The sequence below is a fragment of the Flavobacterium sp. GT3R68 genome (assembly GCF_007109225.1).
GTDB lineage: Bacteria > Bacteroidota > Bacteroidia > Flavobacteriales > Flavobacteriaceae > Flavobacterium.
In genome coordinates this window covers 982654-1001977 of sequence record NZ_VJZK01000001.1, presented here as the reverse complement: position 1 = coordinate 1001977, position 19324 = coordinate 982654, and the positions used below count along the sequence as shown (strand labels likewise).

The following is a 19324-nucleotide window of genomic DNA, read 5'->3' as shown; positions in this document are numbered from 1 at the left end:
GTTTCCCTTAAAACGGCTGTCAATTCAATATGTCTATGAACGTGTTCTTCTATGTTTTTCGTTTCGTTTGACCCACACCGTGTGTCTCTGGAAGCGGGTGCAAAAGTACAACTTCTTTTTAATCTCGCAAGCGTTTGTGAAAGTTTTTTTTGAAAAATTTTATTCTTCGTTTTCTCTCGTTTCACTCACTCAATATGTATAAGAACGCCGTTTTATTTGCGGTTGCAAAACTACAACTTCTTTTATATCTCACAAGTGTTTTGAGAAAGTTTTTTGAAAATTTTTACTCTTCGTTTCCTTATCACCACACCCACTCAATCTGTCTATGAACTTGCTCCCTTTCGGGTCGGCAAAGATAAATACTTTTTTACTATCCCGCAAATCTTTTTTCGGGTTTGATGCCGATTTTTTTAATTCGTTTCCCAGTATTTGTATAAGAACCTCTGCGTTGTTGCGGGTGCAAAAGTAGCACCTTTATTCGCTTTCACAAGCTTTTGATCATGTTTTTTTTACCTTTTATTTACATCCTTCCCTAACTCGCTGGGAACCCGTTTTTTGGAGGCGAAAGTTTTTTCAGGTCGTTGTAGGGTTGTCGCAGGTAAACCGTTTTGGGTTGGTTTTTCACGTTGTTCGATGTTCGATAATGTTCCTGAGATGCTTCCTTATATATATAAGGACCGTAAATTTCCTTCCCTAGCCCCGATTGAAGCGGGTATCCCACGCCTTTTCGCGTGGATATGAGCGGAAAGCGGGACTGAATGCTATTGAAAAGGGTTTGGTTGTAGCTCCTGAAGAAAATATTAGTCGAAACGGATCGCTGTAACCGGAGATATTTTGGTAATGATAAAGGAAGGTACCAGCAATACGATCAGGCAAATGACCACGGTGCCAATGTTTAGAAGCAGTATATATCCCAAATTAAGAGTGACCGGCGCCACGTTGACATAATAATTCTCGGGATTCAGGGTGATGATTCCAAAATACTGCTGAATCAGCACCAGTCCGATACCGATCCCATTTCCCAAAAACAATCCCCTTACTATTAAGTAGAAGGCATTGTAGAGAAATATTTTGCGTACCGCCCAGTTGTTTGCCCCCAATGCTTTCAGAATGCCGATCATTTGGGTACGCTCCAAGATAAGCACCAATAACGCCACTACCATATTAATGGTGGCCACGACAATCATGATAATCAGGATCACAATGATATTGAAGTCGAATAATTTCAGCCATTCAAAAATGAAATAATATTTCTCGACTATAGTTTGCGTGTTGAGTGTGGAAGCAATCTGTTGGTATACTTCTGAACCTTTGGATTCGATATTGGCAAAATCATCAACGAAGACTTCAAATGCCCCCACTTCATCAGGTTTCCATTTATTGATACGCTGCAGATGGCGAATGTCTCCTAGTATATATGAAGCATCAAATTCCTGGAAGCCGGAATTGTATATTCCCACGACATCAAAGTTTCGGACATTATATCCATTCTCTTTCATAAAATAGGTATTAAACCCATCGCCTACTTTCAGATTCAGCCGATTGGCGATGAATTGGGAAATGATCACTTCCTCATTTATACTGGATTTAAAGTTAGGAATCCGGCCTTGTACTATATATTCCTGGATGTTTTCCCATTGATAGTCTTTCCCGACGCCTTTGAAAATAATTCCTTCGAAAGCGTTTTCGGTCCTGATAATTCCTGATTTGCTGGCCACAGCCTGAATATGGCTGATTCCCGGAACGGAATTGAACTTGGGGTAAAAATCCTGTTTGATGGAAATGGGTTCCACACTAACCTGAGATTGGTTGTCGTCGTAATTCGAAATAATGATATGCCCGTTGAACGCAGACACTTTTTGGCGTATTTTTTGCTGGAGACCAATACCGGTAGCTACTGAGATAATCATCATCACCATGCCAATTGCTATAGCGGAAATTGCAATTTTTATAATTGGTGCAGATATACTACTTTTATGATCTTTAGCAGTAATAAGTCTTTTGGCTATAAAATATTCTAAATTCAATTGATATGGTATCTAGTTCGGTGTTCAAAAATACAGCTTTATTCTTGGTTTTGATAATTTTTTCATCGGCTTGTTCGCAGAAGAATGTCACACGTAATTCAGATATCGCCGTTATTGAAAAAGAAAAGACTGCCGTTTCGACCCACGAAATAAAAACCGGAGCCGATAATTATAGTCAATACCTTCCCTTATTAAAAGATAAAAAAATCGCAATTGTTACCAACCAGACCGGAATCCTTTCGGATAAAACCCATGTGGTTGATTTTTTGATGGAGAAGAAAATTAGCCTCCGGACTATTTTTGCTCCTGAACACGGGTTTCGGGGTACGGCAGATGCAGGCGAACATGTCGTTGATGGAAAAGATACCAAAACCGGATTGCCTATTATTTCGCTTTATGGCGACAATAAAAAGCCACAACCGGCACAGTTAGCGGGAATCGATATCCTGGTTTTTGATTTGCAGGATGTGGGGGCCCGTTTTTACACCTATATATCTTCCCTTCATTATGTGATGGAAGCCTGTGCCGAAAACAATATTCAGTTAATAGTCCTGGATCGCCCAAATCCGAACGGAAATATCATTGACGGCCCGATTTTAGAGAAATCGTTCACCAGTTTTGTCGGTATGCACCCTATTCCGGTATTGCATGGAATGACTATCGGTGAATATGCCAAAATGATCAACGGCGAAAACTGGCTTAAAAACGCGGTACAATGTTCGTTGACGGTGATTCCATGTTTGAATTACAAAAGAAAAATGGCCTATAATATTCCGGTGAAACCTTCTCCGAATTTACCCAATGACCAAGCTATCAATTTATATGCGAGTTTATGTTTATTTGAAGGAACCAATGTGAGTATGGGACGCGGAACAGAAAAGCAGTTCCAGATTTATGGTTCTCCTTTTTTACCGAAAACAAACTTTAGTTTTACTCCTAAACCAAATTTGGGGGCCAAAGAGCCAACGTATAATGGGGTAGAATGTTATGGCGAGGATTTATCTACAGCTTCAAAAGTGCACCAACTGGAATTGAAATGGCTAATTAAGGCTTACACTGAAACAGCTGATAAAACTAAATTCTTCAATTCGTTTTTTACCAAACTTGCCGGAACGAAAAAATTGCAGCAGCAAATTGAAGACGGCACTACTGAATCAAAAATCAGGGAAAGTTGGAAAATCGGTTTGGAAAACTTCAGAAAAATAAGAAAACCGTATCTTATTTATGGGGAATGAAGCCTAATTTATTGAACAATTTCCGTTCCCAATTGCAAGTAAGTAACCATTATTATTATATTTAAAGAGGTAATCGTTTTTTCATCTCTTCGACAATATTATAAGCTGCCGGGCAAATGGCGACGTTTTGTAAAGTCAAATCAGAAATCTGCTGGAACTTTTTCCGGTCGGTATGTGGAAACTCGCGACAGGCTTTGGGCCGCACATCATAAATCATGCAATAGTTCTCATGATCTAAAAACGTACACGGAACGCTTTGCAACACATAATCCTTATCTTCATCAATACGCAGATACTGCTCAATAAACTGCTGGGGTTTCTGCCTTAAGTGTTTCGAAACCCTTTCGATATCGGCATCGGTAAATAGAGGTCCCGTAGTTTTGCAGCAATTGGCACACTTCAGACAATCCGTTTTTTTAAATTCGGCTTCATGAATGTCCTGCATCACGTAATCCAAATTCTTGGGCGGCTTGTTTTTTAACTTAACGAAATACTTTTTGTTTTCGATATGCTTATCTTTGGCAAGTTTGCCCAGCTCATTTAAAGATGGTCTCAAGTTTCAATTTTAATGTTGACGGCTGCAAAATTACTCATTTCGACTAAACTAATTACCACATCGCCAAATAAACTATTATGAAGGACCTTTTCGGAAAAGCCATATTAGATTTCCAAACCCAAAATGCACCGGAAGATTTAATCACGGAAACTTCCATTTCGGATCCCGATGAAATGAGTGTTTCCTATCTGTTTCGCGACTTTTCTGATATGCCGCTATTGGAACAAAAAGCATTACAACTGGCAAAAGGAAAAATTCTGGATGTAGGTTGCGGCGCAGGCAGTCACAGTCTCTATTTGCAAAACGAGAAAAATCTGGAAGTAACGGCTGTCGATATTTCACAAAATGCTATTGATGCCTGTAAATTAAGAGGCGTTAAAGATGCTATTGTTGCAAATATGCTGGATTTGGATCCGAATGAAAAATTTGACACCATTCTTTTATTGATGAATGGGACCGGAATTTTTGGCACGTTAAAGAAAACGCCACAGTTTCTTCAAAAATTAAAATCGCTTTTGGCGGAAAACGGGCAAATCCTGATTGATTCCACCGATATCATTTACATGTTTGACGAAGATAAAGATGGCGGAAAATGGATTCCAGGCGAAGATTACTATGGCGAACTGGAATTCAGCGTCACTTATAAAGGCGAAAAAGAGACCGCATTCCCATGGTTGTATATGGATTACAACACGCTGCAGAACGCGGCACATGCCAATGGTTTGCTATGTGAATTGGTTGTTGAAGGTGAACATTACGATTATTTGGCGAAACTTTCTCTTTAGAAAAAATAAAAAATTGTTTTTATATGGAAAATTTACAGCTTGAAAAATTACGTTTCCCCATCGGGCATTTTGAAAAACCAAAAATATATACCAAAGAAATTGTTTCCGATTTCATAGCAACTTTAGCGTTCTTCCCGGAAAGGTTAAAAGCGGAAGTTTCGCATCTGAATGAAGAACAATTAAATACTCCCTATAGAGATGGCGGCTGGACTATCCGACAAGTGGTGCATCATTGTGCGGACAGTCATATGAATAGTCTGATCCGGTTTAAATTGGCTTTGACTGAAAAAGCACCAATCATAAAGCCATATTTTGAAAATCTTTGGGCAACTTTGGCCGACAGTCAAATGGTAATTGAACCGAGTTTGCTAATATTAGAAGGACTGCATCAGCGTTGGTCCGTTTTGTTAAAATCTTTATCAGAACAGGAATTAGAAAAATCATTTATTCATCCGGAACATAACACTGCTTTTCAACTTAAAGAAACCATTGGTCTGTATGCGTGGCACTGCAACCATCATCTGGCTCATATTACGGAGTTAAAAAAACGAATGGATTGGAGATAGTTATTGCAACAAATCAGTTGTTGCTTTAATATCAATAATTGCATCTCGTAATTTATCCAAATCTTCTTGCGAATTATACACATTGATTGAAATTCTCAGAAATATTTTCTCGTCAATTTTCATTATCGGGATTTCGATTTGGTATTTATGATACAATAGTTCTTTTAATTCCGAAATGTTTTGGGTCCTTATTGGAATGCTGCACATCTGCCCCAAAAATTCTTCTGATACCGGGCAAATGGGTTTCGTATTTAATAAATCACAGAACGATTGATAATTTTCCAATATCAATTGGCGACACTGAGCTGATTTTTCATCCCAATTATTATCCTTCAGAAATTGAATGGCCGCCGGAGCAGTTAAAAAAGCAGAAATATCCCTTGTTCCCTGATATTCGTGATTCTCCAAAAACTGGTTGGCGTCCGGCATTTCGCTTTCGTAACCCCAACTGACCACTAACGGATTGATGGTGTTCTGCAAGGCTTTCTTCACATACAAAAACGAACATCCCTTTGGTGCCAGCATCCATTTGTGTAAGGTTCCGGTATAAAAATCCGGATTCATTTCGGCAATATTCAGACCAATATGCCCCGGAACATGGGCGCCATCAACAATAATCAGCAATCCTAATTCGCGTGCTTTGTCGCAAATTTCCTGAACCGGAAAAATCAATGCGGTGCAACTGGAAATCTGGTTGATGAAAATAACTTTGGTTTTAAACGTATAGCCGCTCCAGAATTCTTCGAGAATCTGTTCTTTCGAAATTATCGGAAGAGAAATGTTTTGACGGACGTATTTAGCGCCTGTTTCTTTGCAGAAGAAATTCCACGTTTTATCCATCGCACCATATTCATGATTGGTAGCCAGGATTTCATCACCGGGTTGTAATTCCAGACTTCGCATAATCGTATTGATTGCTATCGTTGGATTGGGTGTTAAGAAAAAATCTTCTGCTGCACAACCTATATAGTCTGCCAGTGCGTTTTTGGATTGTTGAAGATAATCCACAGATTTTTTGGTAATAAACTGAACCGGTTCTTTCTCCAGTTCCAATTGAAAGTACTGGTAATTATCAAAAATGGTTTTAGGGCATGCACCAAAAGAGCCGTGATTCAAATAGGTAATTTCCGGATTGAGAAGGAATTGCGATTTCATTTATTTATATATTTCTGTAAAAATAAAAAATCCCAAACAATGTTTGGGATTTTTATAATTTATAAATATAAATTTATTACTGCGCATACTTCATCATCATGGCCTGTAAGCCTTGTCCCCATTCTTGGGCAGCAGCTTGTGATTTTTCAGCAAGTTCGCCGGATTTAGCAGTCATTTTTTTTCCTACCGGGCTTTCATAAAAAGCTAGCATTGCTTTGACGTCTTCCTTTGTATAGGTGTCCATATACACCTTTGTAATTTTATCATACAAACTCGGCAGTGTAGCATTAAACTCAATAAGGAAAGCAGCTTGCTTGGCTTCCGGAATCATTTTTAGAATCTGCCCTTTGGCTAAATCGATTTGTGCTACTGTACCACTCATTTGAACCACTTTTTGCACGTCCTTTTTGAAGGCATCATCCTGAGCCATTCCAATTTGTGCAACTAATACGAAAGCTAATGTTACGAATACTTTTTTCATTTGATTTTTGTTTTGTTATATAATTGTAAATATAAATTGAAAATCTACTCCACTATCTGATAAACTGCGGCAGTAATTTTTAATCTTACCTTGATTGAATCTGGAGTGGTAACTGATATATAGCTCTGACTTTAGTACCATTCTGTTCCGCGGGTTTCCATTTTGGAGATTTTTTCAATACCCTTATTGCTTCGTTGCCAGTTCCGTACCCAATATCTTCTAAAACTCTAATATCAGTGAGGCTACCATCTACTTCTACAACAAAAGTTAATAAAACTTTTCCTTTTAAACCTTCAACCGAAGGAGTTCTGTAATTTAGTGCGATAAATTCATAAAAGTTTTTTTTACCTCCTACAAATTCGGGCTTTGTTTCTAGTGATTTCAAATTTCCCGACTCTGCATGCCTATTTTGACTGTTCGCCGTAAAATTCAAAGGCATTTTAATTTCGACGCTAATGGCTTTACCTCCTTTTTTTGCCGGTTCCCATTTTGGTGATTTTTGAAGTACCCTGATTATTTCGGAAGCTGCCGCGACATTGGTATATTGAAGTACACGGATGTTCTTGACTTCCCCGGATTCATTAACGGTAAATGAAAAAATCAGTTTCTCCGATTTGGTCACTTTAAAGAAATCAAATTCCTGGTTAATAAATTCCTGAAATTTATTAAGATCGCCGCCGTTAAAAACGGGGTCGCTTTTTTCCTGAGAGAGATATACTTCCCCATCACCCTGAATTTGAGACAGGCCTGAAAAAGGAATTGCTACCAACATTAAAAACATTATGATTACTCGCATCTGAAATTTTAAGGGATATTTAAATATTTATGCGTTTGCAACGATACCCTCCATTTGGGATTGTTCATAACATAATCAACAATTAGCGGAGTCATTTCTTCTTTTTTGCTCCATTCGGGCTGCAGAAAGAGAATGGCATTCGGATTTACTTTTGCTGCTTGTTCTTCTGCGAAAATGAAATCGTGCTTATTGTGGATAATCACTTTTAGTTCGTTGGCATTATCATAGACGGTCTCCGTGGGTAGTTTGTTTTTCTTAGGTGAAAGGCATATCCAGTCCCAGGCTCCGGATAACGGATACGCACCGGAAGTCTCAATATGAACGCGGCGGTTTTTCTCCTTTAATTTTTGGGTCAATAGTGTCATGTCCCACATTAAAGGTTCGCCACCCGTGACCACTACAGTTTCCGAATATTTACTTGCATTGCTTACGATGGTATCGGTATCGGTTGGGGGATGCAAAGCGGCATTCCAGCTTTCCTTGACATCACACCAGTGACAGCCTACATCGCAACCACCAATTCGGATGAAATAGGCAGCGGTTCCGGTATGATATCCTTCGCCCTGAATGGTATAGAACTCTTCCATTAACGGAAGCATGGCTCCTTTTTCGACAGCGGTTTGTGTTTCTTTATTAAGCATTGTATTTTAAATAGTTTGCAAAGATACGATTAAGATTGAGTATTGACGAATTTTAACCCGAGATTAGGAGTCCGATGGCGGAATTCCTAAAAATGCCGGCATTAACTCCTTAGCCCTGACAGCAGCGACATCCCGCGCTTTTCAGCGTGGATACAGCGGATGGCAGGAACGAATTTTGGCTGACCGGCGCAAAACTGCTGCTCCCAAAAAACAAAAAAACCGATAGTGTTGAGACTGTCGGTTTTTATATTTAAAATAACATTTTATTATTTCAACGTTTTCAATGAATCCATTGCATATTTGTTGGTTGGATCAAGAGCCAGTGTTTTAGCAAAGTATTCTTTTGCTTTCACTTTATCTGAGTTCGCATAACTTGCGGCGATGGTATTGTACGCTTCGATAAACTTCGTTTTAACTGCCGGTTTTGCAAGCTCTTCAGCACCTTTCGCCGTTACGATTTTTACGTATTCTTCGTAAAATTTAATCGTTTGCTCGTCATTTCCTAACAAACTGTTGGTACGCGCTCTGTAAAGGTAAGCGTCCTGAGTTGTTGGAGAAGCGGTAATCACATTACCAAAGGCCACATCTGCTTTTTGCAACGCTATCGGATCCGGTTTCACCACGTCTTTTCTGGTATTCTCAAAATACAAGGAGTTCCCAAGATAAAAATTGTCCAACAGATAGTTTTTAGAATTCACATTCGTTACCGCGATTTCATAGATTGCTGCCGCTTCTTTGAACATTTTCAATTCGTAGAATTTTTTTCCGACTTCATTCAAATCATTAGTCATTGTAATTTCCAGCTCCACCGCTTTTTTAATGTTCGCCACACCTGCATTGAAAGCCACCTGATCAATTGTTTTGGCTTCTACGTTATTGGCTTTTCTCATTTTGGCAAGTCCTAAATACAGGTAATCTCTTGCGATGATTTTGTTTGACGGATTCGCAATAAAATTTTCCAAAGCCTTGATGGCATCATCAATATTTCCGTTTTCATAAGCAGAATAGCCTAAGTAACGTAATATTCTTGGGTTTACGTTATCCAATTCTTTCATCTTTTTTGCCTCTGCTTCCAAAGCTGTATAATCTTTAGCTAAGATTAGGAAATCGGCGTGACGCATACGGGATGTCAAAGAATAATCGGTCAAACTCATGTATTTCTCATAGTAACCCAATGCTTTTTGGATGTAATCCTTATAGTTTTTCGGGTCATTATTTCCCCAATAGTAATAGGTTTCAGCCAATTCTCTATAAGAAGGACCGTAATTAGGACTGGTCGCTACCGTTTCATTTAATAATTTGACTGCTTCAGAATATGCTTTGGCACCTTTCAGCAAAACACCCTGTTGCATTTTTGCACGAACCAGGCTTGGATCAGCTTGAAGCGCGCTTCGATAGGAAACATATGCTTCGTTTTGGTTTTTGTCACCATAATACGCATCACCCAAAGCTAATTGTACTTGTGCATCCTGCGGATTGATTAATTTTGCTTTTCCTAATACGGACAATGCGTTTTTATAATCCGGTTTGTTGGAGTTCATGTATGCCTTACCAACATATACATATTCCTCAGTGTCTTTCTTTTTGAGATCCTTGGTTGCCAAAGCAAAATTAGCCTGAGCTGCAGCAAGGTTCCCATTATCCAAGTCCATTTGACCCAGACCTACATAGTTCAGCCTGGCATCTTCGGTAGCAGCAACTCCTTTTTGAAAATAAATTTTCGCGGAGTCCGCCATATTCTGTGTAAGATAAACATTCCCTAAAAGAAAGGCAGCCTTACCATTTGCAGGTTTGGTTTGAACTAGCGATTTCAACATTGATTTAGCTTTTTCAAACTGTTCTGCGTCAATCGCTTTTTTTGCCTGATCTAAATCCTGAGCCTGTCCTACTGCAGCCGAAGCCAATAAAGCAATACTAAATATCTTAATTTTGTTCATCTTGATAAATTTTATTTTTTCTTGTTTTCAATTTCTTTTCGAATCCTAATATTTCTTCCGGGAATTCTAACGGGTAATAATCCTGATTTCAAAATTATACGCTGTCCGATATCGCCGGCAACAAAGGATGAGAATCCCATTCCTAACCCGGAAAATCCCTGACAATTGATAATATACAAATCGCGTGCCAAAGGGTAAGTACCTTCCGCAATATTATTTTGGGTTGGTTCAAAAAAACCTGTACCGGTAATGCTTTTTACACTAAGCATATTCACCTTTTCAACATAACTTGTCATGGCTGGCGATGGCTGTGACAGCCAATTTACCCCCACAACACCAATCATGCCTTCGTTTTCCGAAACAAATTTAATAACTTCTTCATTTGTTTTAAAAGAAAATATTCCCTTTTCGGGTGTAATCTCGAGTCCAGCCAGACCATTCATATACCGAACTGTACTTGAATTTGGATTGTCAAAAACCAATCCTTTAATAGTTGATCTTGGCTTTCCTTTCATAAAGTCAATAACATCCTGTAACGCTATTAAAGTATCTTTATTGCTTTTGTTGCTTATAAATGCGATGGCATCTATGGCGAATTTGGTTACTTTCGGAGTGATTTTTCTTTTTTCGAAAAGTTCCGCTTCTTTTGAAGTAAGTGTTCTCGATAAAACCGCTATACCGGATGAATCTTTCACCAGTAAATCGATTACTTCTGCTTCTGATTGTGCAATCATTTTAATTTTTGCAGCGTACTTGCTTTCAAAAACAGCAATCTGATCTTCGACTATAGGCTTTAGTGTTTCGTCTACCAGAATGCTTGTTGACCCTGTGATAATGGTTTCCTCATTATTTTTAGAATCAGATGATTGGTTGCACGCAAAAATAATTGCAACTACAAAAAGAATAATAACATAGTATAATTTGCTGACTTTTTTCATAACCTACTCTTTATTATCTTTTATAATTCTGAAAAACCTAATGAAAGAATACATAATCAGAATCACTCCTAACGCTATCCTGTAATGGGTGGGAATATTCAAAGGGAAGTTTCTCCAGAAAATCACCAGTACACCCATTCCTAAATAGGCTAAAAAAAAGACGATACCTATAACAAGAAAAAATCGCTCTTTAAGCGATTTCTTCTCATTATTTAAAGTTGTTTTACGCAACATTATTCTGCAGATTGGATTGTAATCGGTAGCGAATAAAGTACTCTCACTTTTTTACCATTTTGTTCTCCAGGAACCCATTTAGGTGAAGATTTAAGTACGCGTATCGCTTCTTTTCCAGTTCCGAAACCAATATCTCTGATTACTTTGATATCAGTTAAAGACCCATCTTTTTCTACCACAAACGTAACATATACTTTTCCTTTTAAACCTTCTTCTTCAGGAGTTCTGTAATTGTTTCCTACGAACTTGTAGAATTTATCAATTCCTCCAGGGAAAGCAGGTTTCACTTCAATACCAGCCGTGTTGTAGATATTATTATCCTCTTCAACAACGTCAGCAGGACCGTTACCTACAGGCTCAACTGTTAATTCAGCATCAGGATCACCTTTGATGGTTTCATCACCAATTTTCTTGTCTTTAATTTCAGTGATTTTTGGTGGATCTTCCGTTACTTCCTCCGCCTTGGCCACTACCGGTTTCACAAATTTAATCTGATCCACTTTGGGTGGGGGTGGTGGTGGTGGTGGAATGTTCTCTAAAGGCTTTTCCTGTTTAGGTGGCAATTTTACAGTAGTGATTTTTTGATCTAAAGTGTCATCATCGCTATTACGATCAGGAATCATATTAATGATAAGCGGTGCAGCAATAGCAAATCCAAAACACAAAGAACCAATAATAAGTGCCTTAATTGTAGTCTTTGGATTCGTTTTACGCAATTCGTAGGCACCGTAAACTTTGTTACGTCCTTCGAAAACGATCTCTATCCATGACTGTTTTAATATATCTAATTTCATTTTCTTGCTTATTAGGTTATTGAGCCTTAAGGCGCTGCCGTTGTTGGCTCCACCTTATTTCCGTCCAACAATTTTGTTTCCTCAGGTGAAAACTCGTTTACAATAGCATAGGTCTCTACTCCTACAATTGCCATTTCATCAAGGATGTCAACCAAATTTCTGTAGTTGGATTTTTTACCCGGCTTGATAATTACAATGATTCCATTTTTTGGAAGACCTTTAGCCGTGGAATACTCAAGTACAGATTTTTTTCTTTTCAATAATTCTTGACGAATACCTTCTTTTCCGTAGGAAATATCCTTTGGACCAGCAATAGGTTTCTCTAGTAGCCCCATATAATAAATCATTTTATTATTGCTGCCTAACATTACCGTCAAAGTCCTGTTTTCATCTACTTTAACTGGTTTTTCAATTTGGTCTGGTGGTGTCTTATCTGGCAAAGCCAAATCCATAGACTGGGGTTTTGACAACGTTGTGGTCAACATAAAAAAAGTAATCAATAAGAATGCCAAATCCACCATTGCCGTTAAATCGACCTTTGCGTTTTGTTTTTTACTTCTTACCTTACCACCTTTTCCGCCTCCACCGCCGTCGGTATTTAATTCAGCCATTGTAGTATATTTTTTTTAATTATTTATCTTTAGCTCTCAAACCAGTAACCAGATTAAAGCTATTGATTTTTTGGTCCTGTAAAATATCCATTACTTTTTTGATGGCAGGATATTCTTCCTTTGCATCTCCTTTTATGGCAATTTTCAATTCCTTATCATTTACTTCAATATTTGCAATACGGGCATTGTAAATCCATTCTTTCAATTGATTGTCCAATGAATCTTTTGGAATTCCAGGCTGTATCGCTTTGCTTCTGTCAGCACTTTTCATATCAAGGATCTGCTTCAGGTTCTGAATTGGCACACCAAAACTTTCCATTAATGCAAATTTATCTTTGTCCGTATCTGAAAATTTGACACCATATTTATCACTCATCAGTTCGAGTGTTCTTTTACGGATTTCTCTACCTTTCAAATCGAAGAAAACCTTATTTTTCCCTCCAATAGTTATAGTAGCCAAATCTGTTTCAGGCAACTTCGTCTGTACAGTTGATGCAGGTGTATCTACTGGCAACACTTCCGGTACTTTGGCTGTAGCAGTCAAAATAAAGAAGGTAAGCAAAAGAAAAGCTACGTCACACATCGCCGTCATATCGGTAGATGTTGACTTTTTTTTCATTTTTATTTTAGCCATTATTTTTTATCTGTTATTTGATAATTTAATATCAAAAATTATTGTTTTAAGCTACCTCTGAAGTGTCTGTAAGTATTCACAATTGTTGTGCCAGCCTCATCAATAGAGTAGGTTAAATCATCAATTTTAGAAGTAAAAAAGTTGTAAGCAATAATCGCCAATACAGAAGTAGAGATACCTGTTGCAGTATTGATCAATGCCTCAGAAATACCTGTTGCAAGAGCAGCTTGATCAGGAGTACCTGCGCTAGCTAATGCACCAAACGCTTTAATCATCCCCGATACTGTTCCTAACAAACCTCCTAATGTACCTAAAGAAACTAAAGAAGAAATAATAGTCATGTTTTTTTCCAACATTGGCATTTCAAGAGAAGTTGCTTCTTCAATTTCTTTGTGGATCGTTTCAGATGCCTCTTCGCTGTTGAATCCTTCTTTTTTAACATCCTGATATTTAACTAAAGCAGATTTGATTGCATTTGCAACAGAACCTTGTTGTTTATCACAAGCTGCCAAAGCACCATCAATATCTCCAGAAGTAACACTAGTGTTGATATTTCTCATAAACTGGTCTAAGTTTCCTTTACCGGAAGCTTTTGAAATAACAATGAATCTCTCAATAGAGAAAACGATAACCATTAATAACATTCCTAATAAAACCGGCACGATAAATCCTCCCTTGTAAACCATTCCTAGTGTATTCAATGGATGTCCTTTTTCTGGATCTCCTCCTTCAAAATTTGATGGTGCCCCCATTAGAAATGTCCAAATTGCCCATCCTATAAGTACACATGCTACAATAATAATTCCTGAAATCATACCTCCTGCGTTAGAACCACTTCCTTTTTTAACGTTTGCCATTTTTTTAATTTTAAATAGTTTAATTAGTTTTTTAAATAATTTTATTAATCTTACAGTTGTTATAGAAACTTGCGTAGGAGCAAATTTAATTTTTTAGTTTAAATAAAAAAATATTTTTTTAATTAAATTGGAATTTACTTACATCCCCGCTGGTAATCAAAAATTTACGCCTCACCTTATCCGGGCTTTACAAGCATTAACGGGGATATCCTGATAAAAGTATTTCCAATTTTATATTATAATTGAAATTAGGATAAATGTTATCGCAAGTTCTTAAAAACCGTTCTTAAAAATTTAATAACTTGCACTATACTATTCATTCATTTTATTATAAACCATCATGAGCAAGAAAGAAGATTTTATCAATTTCATCAATAACGGGTATATTTCCAAAGGTGAAAGCATCATTCTGGGCGGTGCCCTTCTGGATGGGGAAGCCCTGCCCGATGCGCATGTTAAAGTACCATTGAAAACCCTGAACCGTCACGGATTGATTGCCGGAGCAACCGGAACCGGAAAAACCAAAACCATTCAGGTTCTGTCGGAACAATTATCTTCGCTCGGAATTCCGGTGCTGATGATGGATATCAAGGGTGACTTTAGTGGTATTGCCAAATCTGGAGAAGAACTTCCTTTTATTACGGAACGTCATGCCAAAATCAACATTCCATATTCTACCTGCGGATTCCCGGTAGAACTGATGACGATATCCGAACAAAATGGCGTTCGGCTACGGGCGACCGTTTCGGAATTCGGCCCGGTCCTGTTTTCCCGAATCCTGGGTTTAAACGATACGCAGGCCGGAGTGGTTTCGGTAATTTTCAAATACTGTGATGACAATAAAATGGCGTTACTGGATTTAAAGGACATCAAAAAAGTACTTAATTACATTACTGAAGAAGGTAAAGATGAAATTGAAGAAAGCTATGGGAAAATTTCCACCTCGACAACGGGCACAATCCTTAGAAAAGTAATTGAACTCGAACAACAGGGAGGGGATTTGTTTTTTGGCGAAATGTCCTTCGATATTGATGATTTAATGCGTTTTGATGAAAACGGCAAAGGATACATCAACATTATCCGATTGACGGATATTCAAGACAAACCTAAACTGTTCTCTACTTTTATGCTGAGTTTATTGGCAGAAATCTATCAGCAGATGCCCGAAAAAGGAGATGCTGACCAACCCGAACTGGTCATCTTTATTGACGAAGCGCATTTAATATTTAACGAAGCCAGCAAAGCATTGTTGGAACAAATTGAAACCATCATAAAATTGATACGTTCCAAAGGTGTCGGAGTGTTCTTTGTAACCCAAAATCCGATGGACGTTCCTAGTGGGGTTTTGTCCCAATTGGGATTAAAAATCCAGCATGCCTTACGTGCTTTTACCGCCAATGACCGCCAGGCCATCAAACAAACTGCTGATAATTACCCCATTTCCGAGTATTATAAGACCGATGTCGTCCTGACCAGCCTTGGTATTGGTGAAGCTTTGGTCACCGCCCTGAATGAAAAAGGAATTCCGACCCCGCTTGCCGCTACCATGATGCGTGCCCCGATGAGCCGGATGGATATTTTGACAGATAACGAAATCGACGAGATTAATGCCAAATCGAAATTAGTGAAGAAATACAGTGAACTCATGGATCGCGACAGTGCCTATGAAATGCTGAACAAAAAAATAGAAACCGTGGAAAAGGCGGCTGCGGAACAACAACAGCAGGAAACCGAAGAAAAGGAAGATAAAAAAACATCGGATACTACCGGCGCCATAACAAAATCGGTAGTAAAAGTATTGACCAGCGCTACTTTTATCCGCGGGGCTTTTGGGATTCTGAGTAAAATGTTCAAAAAATAAAATCCGGTGATGAGGAGTTTTATTACTTGAATCCAGCCTGATTATTCTTGTTAAGAACCGCGGATTGGCTTATTATTGTTAACATTGGAAAAAAGATTAATACATATATCTAAATTACTCCCAAATGAAATTAATTATAAATTGCCTGATACTGTTCATTTCGCTAAACACATTTTCTCAATCTGAAGAAAAGAGTTTGAAAAAATTAGAAGTAGGAATAGAGTTAGAAATATATCCTGTGGGATATATGCCGACAATTACTTCAAATATATTTATAAAAGAAACTTGGGCACTACGATTTCGTTTGGGAGCAAATTTTGCCGACAGAAAAGATTTAAGTGGCCTGAACGATAGTGAAGTCGCTAAAGGTTTCGGTGTAAGTGCAGGAATTGTGAAATATTTTCGGGTTTGCAAAGGAAATATAATTGCAGGTTTTACCACCGATTTTTGGAGTATGAAAACCGAATGGGAAGACAATAATATTAAAGGGACAACAACCAATTTAGTGGTTCAGCCATGGATAAATTCGGGATATTTATACACAATTTCAACAAAAATTAATGCCGGAATAACCTTGGGCATTGGGCGTGAAATTAATATATTGAATAAGGGTGAAGAAGTTGGCCAAGGTTGGATCGGAATGGCTACTTTTTCTATCAATTATTCATTAAACTAAAAAACGCAAGCTTAAGACCAATTAAATTTGAAAATTCAAAAAATCAAAGACATCAAATGAAAAAGTTACATTTTACCTTCATCGTTTTGGCAGCAGTAATTATTATTGGGTGCAGTCCCAATAAAAATGCAATTGCCCAAGCCGAAATATACAAAGGAGAAATTATGAAAGCCGAAAAGGATTTTGAAAAATTGGTCGCGGATAAAGGTGTAGCAGAAGGCTTTTATCACTATGCCGATGCCAATGCGACTATCAAAAGAGAGCGTGACACGTTAATCACTGGAAGAGATAATATCCGAAAATATTATTCCCAACCCAATTATAAAAATGTTTCCGTAAAATGGACCCCGGACTACATTGAAGTTTCAAAAGCGGGTGATTTAGCCTATACGTACGGAAAATACGAATGGCATTCGACCGATGCTTCCGGAAAAGAACAGGTTTCCAAAGGCGTTTTTCATACCGTCTGGAAAAGACAGCCCGACGGATCATGGAAATATGTATGGGATTAATCAATACCTCATTTATGAAAAAATATTTTATCCAAAAAGACCCATTTGTAGTTCCGACAAGCGATGGCAAACTGATTGAAGAACACCACGGAAACGCCACAACCAGCAATTCCGAAATTTCACTGGCACACATGATTGCTCCGCCGAAATGGAGTGAACCTTTCCAGACTCCCGAATTTGATGAATATACCTATATTATTAGAGGTAAGAAGCAATTCGTTATCGAAGGAGAACTTGTGATCTTGGAAGCGGGGCAATCCATCAAAATCGAAAAAAACACGAGGATTCAATATTCCAATCCGTTTGACGAACCCTGCGAATACATTGCAGTCTGCCAACCCGCCTTCAGTATGGATTTGGTGCATCGGGAAGAATAAAAAAAGAGCCCGAGTGGAGCTCCTTTTGTTATTGCAATAAATCCAAAATTTTATTTTCTACTTCGGGACTATCCCATACGGTTTCGATATTGGGGGTTTTCATTATCTCCTCCATAATCTCATTTTGGTGATTTCCGATAGCCAACGCCTCAGAATACGGACGATGGCTGAAAGTTACCCGGTCGTATAAGGGTAGCCATTTTTCAGGGTGCTTTTCTGCGAAACTTTTTTCAATTTTCTTTTGAAGTAAAAATTTCTCATCTGCCGTTTTGGAACTCATTTCCATAAAATTACGATATGACAATTCGGCAATAGCATCCGCGTTTGGTTTTCTTAAGGTTTCATATTCCGAAAAAATCGCTTTCCAGTCGTCGCCCAATTTTTTTGTTAATTCATATAAAACAGTAATATCCTCAAAACCGGCATTCATTCCCTGACCGTAAAACGGAACAATGGCATGACACGCATCGCCTATTAATGCTACTTTATCTTCATAAGTCCATGGAAAACATTTCATCGTAACCAAAGTACTGGTTGGGTTTTTGAAAAAATCTTCGGTCAATTTTGGAATAACGTCAATGGTATCCGGCAAATTTTTCTCAAAAAAAGCTTCTACCGATTTTCTGTCGGTTAAGGATGCAAACGAATTTTCCCCTTCAAAAGGCATGAATAAGGTACAGGTAAAACTTCCATCGAGATTGGGTAAGGCAATCAGCATGTATTCCCCTCTGGGCCAGATATGAAAAGAGTTTTTATCTAATTTATGGGTACCATCAGGATTCGCCGGAATATTTAATTCTTTATAGCCTGAGTTCAAAAACTCCTGTGAATAATTAAACATGCTTTGACGTTGCATTCTGTGACGAACTCTGGAAAATGCGCCATCAGCACCAAAAACCATATCGTATTTAAATGCTTTCCATTCACCACGCTCTTCTTCGCCAATATGCAAAGTCGCTTCCGCCAAGGTCACATCCCAAATTTTGTGTTCGAAGAAAAATTCAGCACCGGCTTGTTCAGCCAAATCAATCATTTTTCTGTTCAGTGTGCCTCTCGAAATCGAATAAATACTCTCCCCTTCCTGCCCGTAATTCTGGAAGTTAAGCTTGTCAATCAAATGGATGGCGCGCTTTTCCATAGGAATGGCAATTGTGCGTACCTCATCACCTATCCCCACTGCATCCAAAGCTTTCCAGCCGCGGTGCGACATGGCCAGATTTATGGAACGTCCCGAAAATTCTATTTTACGAATATCAGGGCTTCTGTCATAAACATGAACAATATGACCGGCTTTTTTGAGATAAATTGCCAATAACGACCCCACTAATCCGGACCCGACAACAGCAATTTTAAGAGTTTTTTGCATCAAGAAATGAATGTAAATGTAAGTCCACAAAATTAAGTAATTATAAATATAATCCTTTAAAAATCAATAATAATTTAAACACATTTCATGACACATTCATTCCGTTTTAGGCAGATTTCCCGTTAAAATTATTATAATATAATCTGAGCAATGCCTATTTTTTTGTAATTTCAAGGATGGAAGATCCAAAAGCGGTTGCTTTTAATGAAAGATATAATTCTATAAAAAGTGATACGCTGGCCAGATCTAGTACTAATCCCATTAGATTTCAACAAAACTAAAACG

The 19324-nt window shown here is 38.1% G+C and carries 21 protein-coding genes; 7 read left to right on the top strand and 14 right to left on the bottom strand.

Going from position 1 to position 19324, the window contains the following annotated elements; translation table 11 throughout:
* Nucleotides 1–800: 800 nt before the first annotated feature.
* Nucleotides 801–2027 (bottom strand): ABC transporter permease, encoded by a 1227-nt coding sequence (locus FNW07_RS04340; RefSeq protein ID WP_126743744.1) that lies wholly within the window; start codon nucleotides 2025–2027, stop codon nucleotides 801–803.
* A 5-nt stretch (nucleotides 2028–2032) separates the two neighbouring features.
* Here FNW07_RS04340 and FNW07_RS04335 point away from each other — a divergent pair, with 5 nt between their 5' ends.
* A complete protein-coding gene (locus FNW07_RS04335; protein WP_126743743.1) occupies nucleotides 2033–3262 on the top strand; it encodes an exo-beta-N-acetylmuramidase NamZ domain-containing protein in 1230 nt (409 codons plus the stop codon).
* Between the two features lie 61 nt (nucleotides 3263–3323).
* Here FNW07_RS04335 and FNW07_RS04330 read toward each other — a convergent pair whose 3' ends face one another.
* Nucleotides 3324–3818, bottom strand: coding sequence for a YkgJ family cysteine cluster protein (locus FNW07_RS04330; protein ID WP_126743742.1), 495 nt, complete (start codon nucleotides 3816–3818; stop codon nucleotides 3324–3326).
* 77 nt (nucleotides 3819–3895) lie between these two features.
* Between FNW07_RS04330 and FNW07_RS04325 the strand changes: the two genes are divergently transcribed.
* The gene (locus FNW07_RS04325) at nucleotides 3896–4603 is read left to right on the top strand and encodes a bifunctional 2-polyprenyl-6-hydroxyphenol methylase/3-demethylubiquinol 3-O-methyltransferase UbiG (RefSeq protein WP_126743741.1); all 708 of its coding nucleotides are present in this window, start codon (nucleotides 3896–3898) and stop codon (nucleotides 4601–4603) included.
* A 23-nt stretch (nucleotides 4604–4626) separates the two neighbouring features.
* The gene (locus tag FNW07_RS04320) at nucleotides 4627–5169 is read left to right on the top strand and encodes a YfiT family bacillithiol transferase (protein WP_126743740.1); all 543 of its coding nucleotides are present in this window, start codon (nucleotides 4627–4629) and stop codon (nucleotides 5167–5169) included.
* Here the strand turns inward: FNW07_RS04320 and FNW07_RS04315 are convergent, their stop codons facing one another.
* The 11 genes from FNW07_RS04315 to FNW07_RS04265 all read right to left on the bottom strand — a co-directional run bounded on the left by FNW07_RS04315 (nucleotide 5170) and on the right by FNW07_RS04265 (nucleotide 14247).
* Entirely contained in the window at nucleotides 5170–6324 is a 1155-nt protein-coding gene (locus FNW07_RS04315) for an aminotransferase class V-fold PLP-dependent enzyme (RefSeq protein ID WP_126743739.1), read from the bottom strand.
* A 76-nt stretch (nucleotides 6325–6400) separates the two neighbouring features.
* Complete coding sequence (locus tag FNW07_RS04310) at nucleotides 6401–6805, bottom strand: DUF2059 domain-containing protein (RefSeq protein ID WP_126743738.1); 405 nt, start codon at nucleotides 6803–6805, stop codon at nucleotides 6401–6403.
* Between the two features lie 85 nt (nucleotides 6806–6890).
* A complete protein-coding gene (locus FNW07_RS04305) occupies nucleotides 6891–7601 on the bottom strand; it encodes an energy transducer TonB (protein WP_126743737.1) in 711 nt (236 codons plus the stop codon).
* An 8-nt stretch (nucleotides 7602–7609) separates the two neighbouring features.
* Nucleotides 7610–8242 (bottom strand): 7-carboxy-7-deazaguanine synthase QueE, encoded by a 633-nt coding sequence (locus FNW07_RS04300; RefSeq protein WP_126743736.1) that lies wholly within the window; start codon nucleotides 8240–8242, stop codon nucleotides 7610–7612.
* A 266-nt stretch (nucleotides 8243–8508) separates the two neighbouring features.
* Nucleotides 8509–10179, bottom strand: coding sequence for a tetratricopeptide repeat protein (locus tag FNW07_RS04295; RefSeq protein ID WP_126743735.1), 1671 nt, complete (start codon nucleotides 10177–10179; stop codon nucleotides 8509–8511).
* Nucleotides 10180–10190: 11 nt separating this feature from the next.
* Nucleotides 10191–11117 carry a PstS family phosphate ABC transporter substrate-binding protein gene (locus FNW07_RS04290; protein ID WP_126743734.1) on the bottom strand — a complete coding sequence of 309 codons (927 nt, stop codon included), beginning with the start codon at nucleotides 11115–11117 and terminating at the stop codon, nucleotides 10191–10193.
* Between the two features lie 3 nt (nucleotides 11118–11120).
* Nucleotides 11121–11351, bottom strand: coding sequence for a hypothetical protein (locus FNW07_RS13865; RefSeq protein ID WP_126743733.1), 231 nt, complete (start codon nucleotides 11349–11351; stop codon nucleotides 11121–11123).
* Nucleotides 11351–12145, bottom strand: coding sequence for an energy transducer TonB (locus FNW07_RS04280; protein ID WP_126743732.1), 795 nt, complete (start codon nucleotides 12143–12145; stop codon nucleotides 11351–11353). Before FNW07_RS04280 ends, FNW07_RS13865 begins: the two co-directional genes overlap by 1 nt.
* Before the next feature lie 26 nt (nucleotides 12146–12171).
* Entirely contained in the window at nucleotides 12172–12756 is a 585-nt protein-coding gene (locus FNW07_RS04275) for a biopolymer transporter ExbD (protein ID WP_126743731.1), read from the bottom strand.
* Between the two features lie 19 nt (nucleotides 12757–12775).
* Nucleotides 12776–13390 carry a biopolymer transporter ExbD gene (locus tag FNW07_RS04270; RefSeq protein ID WP_126743730.1) on the bottom strand — a complete coding sequence of 205 codons (615 nt, stop codon included), beginning with the start codon at nucleotides 13388–13390 and terminating at the stop codon, nucleotides 12776–12778.
* 38 nt (nucleotides 13391–13428) lie between these two features.
* Nucleotides 13429–14247, bottom strand: coding sequence for a MotA/TolQ/ExbB proton channel family protein (locus FNW07_RS04265; RefSeq protein ID WP_126743729.1), 819 nt, complete (start codon nucleotides 14245–14247; stop codon nucleotides 13429–13431).
* Nucleotides 14248–14587: 340 nt separating this feature from the next.
* Between FNW07_RS04265 and FNW07_RS04260 the strand changes: the two genes are divergently transcribed.
* From FNW07_RS04260 to FNW07_RS04245, 4 genes are all read left to right on the top strand, one after another.
* Nucleotides 14588–16108, top strand: a complete 1521-nt coding sequence (locus FNW07_RS04260; RefSeq protein ID WP_126743728.1) for a helicase HerA-like domain-containing protein — start codon at nucleotides 14588–14590, stop codon at nucleotides 16106–16108.
* Between the two features lie 124 nt (nucleotides 16109–16232).
* Nucleotides 16233–16784, top strand: a complete 552-nt coding sequence (locus FNW07_RS04255; RefSeq protein ID WP_126743727.1) for a hypothetical protein — start codon at nucleotides 16233–16235, stop codon at nucleotides 16782–16784.
* Nucleotides 16785–16840: 56 nt separating this feature from the next.
* A complete protein-coding gene (locus FNW07_RS04250) occupies nucleotides 16841–17296 on the top strand; it encodes a DUF4440 domain-containing protein (protein WP_126743726.1) in 456 nt (151 codons plus the stop codon).
* Nucleotides 17297–17310: 14 nt separating this feature from the next.
* On the top strand, nucleotides 17311–17673 hold the full coding sequence (locus FNW07_RS04245; protein WP_126743725.1) for a cupin domain-containing protein: 363 nt from the start codon (nucleotides 17311–17313) through the stop codon (nucleotides 17671–17673).
* A gap of 28 nt (nucleotides 17674–17701) precedes the next feature.
* Here the strand turns inward: FNW07_RS04245 and FNW07_RS04240 are convergent, their stop codons facing one another.
* Nucleotides 17702–19039, bottom strand: a complete 1338-nt coding sequence (locus tag FNW07_RS04240) for an NAD(P)/FAD-dependent oxidoreductase (RefSeq protein WP_126743724.1) — start codon at nucleotides 19037–19039, stop codon at nucleotides 17702–17704.
* Nucleotides 19040–19324: the final 285 nt, after the last annotated feature.